The sequence below is a fragment of the Microcoleus sp. LEGE 07076 genome, from assembly GCF_015207455.1.
Classification (GTDB): Bacteria; Cyanobacteriota; Cyanobacteriia; order Cyanobacteriales; family Microcoleaceae; genus Microcoleus.
In genome coordinates this window covers 1-3,079 of record NZ_JADEWV010000385.1, presented here as the reverse complement: position 1 = coordinate 3,079, position 3,079 = coordinate 1, and the positions used below count along the sequence as shown (strand labels likewise).

Annotated in this window: 1 protein-coding gene; it reads left to right on the top strand. The window is 53.9% G+C overall.

Annotation, left to right across the window (positions count from 1 at the left end):
* Positions 1-3,079: hybrid sensor histidine kinase/response regulator (locus IQ270_RS31625; protein ID WP_228056812.1), on the top strand; the 3,079-nt coding region annotated here is incomplete at both ends.

Here is a 3,079-nt window from a genome sequence, read left to right as displayed (position 1 = left end):
AGTTCTGATTTAGATGTTTCTGAGGATGGAAATTGGCTGGAAGATGCTTTTGGTTTGGACGATGAATTGATGCCGGTGGCAAGCTTAGATATGGATGATACAGATTTGGATGCGCTGTTTGGAGAGCTTGGGGAAGACCCGATTTCTGGGGATGAGGAGGATCTGGCCGATCGGTCTGCTGGGACGGTTACTTCCCAGGAGGCGGCGGATTTGGCGGAGCTGTTTGGTTCTATACCTACGGGTACTGAATATGACGGGGAAGCTTCGGGACAGGTTGGTGAAGATTTGGTGAGTTTGGATGGGGATGCAGCACAATTGCTGGCGGAGGATATGGCAGCTAAAACGGGCGGGTTGACGAGCGGGTTTTCCGACAATGCGGAGGCCCAGGACGATCCGGATTTGGCGGATTTTGCCTTTGTTGAGTTTGGGGCCACGTCCGATAATCTTCCTGATGATGTTTCAAGTTTGGAGCCTGATGGGGATGGCACTTTTGATTTTTTGGAGGATATGTTTGGCGAGGAGCTTTTGATGCCCGCGGATGCTGGACAGGTTCTTGATGAGGATGCTGTTTTAGATTTGGAGGAGTTGTCTGCCAAACCGACGGAGGATTTGTTGGAGGATTCTGCTGGTGCAGATTTGTTGGATGTATCTGAAACTTTTGCCGATGGTGAGTCTAGCGGTGAGGATGATTTATTTGATGCTCCAGAAAGGGATTTTGGGAGTCCGGAGTTAGAGGAACCCTCGCCCGATCCTCTCTCAGGTATCTTTGAGGGCGATGCTGATTTGTTGGTGGCTCTGGAAACTGGGGCGACTCTCAATACTCAGGAGTTGGAGGGTTTTGATGATTTGTTGGATTCGATCGATGCCGGGCCTTTGGTGACTTCGGAACTGACAAGCGGGTTGTGGGATACTGAGGACGAATCGGCTGTTGTGAATTCTTCAGAGTTGGAAGACGAGTCGCTGGCGGACTTTTTTGGCGGTGCTGAATCCGACAGCGAAGATGCTGAAGACAATTTTGATGATTTAGAAGCGCTGTTGATGGCAGGGGGTGCTGGGGCTGCCGCTTCAGCATCTGGGGGAACAAATCAGAGTCCGGTAAACACGGAGGTTTTCTCGGATCTAGAGGAACTTCTCAGCGAGAGCGCAACTATGCCGGAAATTCCAGCAGGCTTAGCAGCTTCGGCAAGTGTTGCTCCGCCCGCTGCGGCTCAATCGAGCGACGACGAATTTGGGGATTTGGAAAAATTGCTGGAAGATTCCAAGGACGGGGGCAGCCGCCAAGGGGAAAGCAGTCTTGGATCCTCGGCGATCAACAGACCCAGGCGGAATGCTCGGGCAGGGGGTTTTGGCGACCACACGATGCGGGTGCCGGTCAAGCAGTTGGATAACCTCAGCAACTTGATGGGGGAACTGGTGGTCAACCGCAACAGTTTGGAGCAGGACCAGGAACGGATGCGGCAGTTTTTGGACAATTTGCTGCACCAGGTGACGCTGCTGAGCGATGTCAGCCAGCGGACTCAGGATTTCTATGAGCGGAGTCTTTTGGAGATTGCTTTGCTGGCAAACCGTCAGGGACACCGGACGGCTTGGCGCTCCGAAGATGTGGTTCCGCAGCGGGAGGGTGCTTGGAGACCTGAGGAAATGGACAGGTTTACTCCTTTCCACAGTTTGGCTCAGGAGATTATTGAGCTGATTGTGCGGGTGCGGGAGTCGGCGGCGGATATTGAGTTTTTGGTGGATGAGGCAGATCAGGTGACTCGCCAATTGCGACAAGTCACGACTCAGTTGCAAGAGGGTTTGACTCGGGCCCGGATGAAGCCGTTTGCGGAGACGACGGACAGGTTGTTCCGGGCGGTGCGGGAAATTTCGATTAAGTGCGGAAAGCAAGCTCAGTTACAGGTTGAGGGTAAGGATATTTTGATCGACAAGATGATTGTGGATCAGCTTTATGACCCGATGACTCATTTGGTGAACAATGCGATTACTCACGGGATTGAGCCTCCGGAGGTGCGGATGGCGGCAGGGAAACCAGGGGTGGGCAGGATTACGATTCGGGCTTTTCACCAAGGGAATCAAACGGTGATTTCGGTTTCTGATGATGGGGCGGGAATTGACCCGCAAAGGGTGAAGGCTAAGGCGATTAAGCAGGGTTTGTTGACGGCGGCTCAGGCTCAGAGAATGTCGCGCTCGGAGGTGTACGATCTGCTGTTTATGCCGGGTTTTAGCACTCAGGAACAGGCGACGGAGTATGCCGGCCGCGGGGTAGGGATGGATGTGGTGCGGACTTCTTTGCAGGAGATTCGGGGGGCCGTGGCGATTGATTCGACGATCGGCAAAGGTACTGTATTCACCATCCGTTTGCCTCTGGTGTTGAGTATTTCTAAGGCTCTGACTTGCATTAGCGATCGGGCTCGGATTGCTTTCCCGATGGATGGGGTGGAGGACATGATTGATGTGCCTCGGGATCAGGTGACGGCGGGGGCGGACGGTTTGCCTTGCATTGAGTGGCGGGGCTCGATTTTGCCGTTCCGGCCGCTGCGGGATTTGCTGGCTTACAACCGCCATTTGGGTCGGGGCAGTGTTTACGGGTTTAATACTGACGATGACATGATTTCGGTGATCGTGCTGCGGTCGGGCGGTAGTTTCCTGGCGGTGCAGGTGGATCAGGTTTCGACTGAACAGGAAATTGTGATCAAGCAGTTGGAGGGACCTGTGCCGAAGCCGATCGGCATTGCGGGTGCTACGGTGCTGGGGGACGGTCGGATTGTGGCAATTGCCGATGTTCTGGAGCTGATCGATTTGGCTACGGGCAGGCTGCGGAAGGACACTGGCGGTACGCTTTGGGATGAGAGCGATCGGGCCACTAAGGAGGCGGAAGTTGAGAAGACTGAGCCTACTGTGTTAATTGTGGATGATTCGATTACGGTGCGATCGCTCTTGTCGATTACTTTTGAGAAGGCTGGCTACCGGGTTGAGGAGGCTCGCGACGGCAAGGAAGCTTGGGAAAAGATGAAATCTGGCCTGCCTTGCGATATCGTATTTTGCGATATTGAGATGCCGCGTATGGACGGTTTGGAGC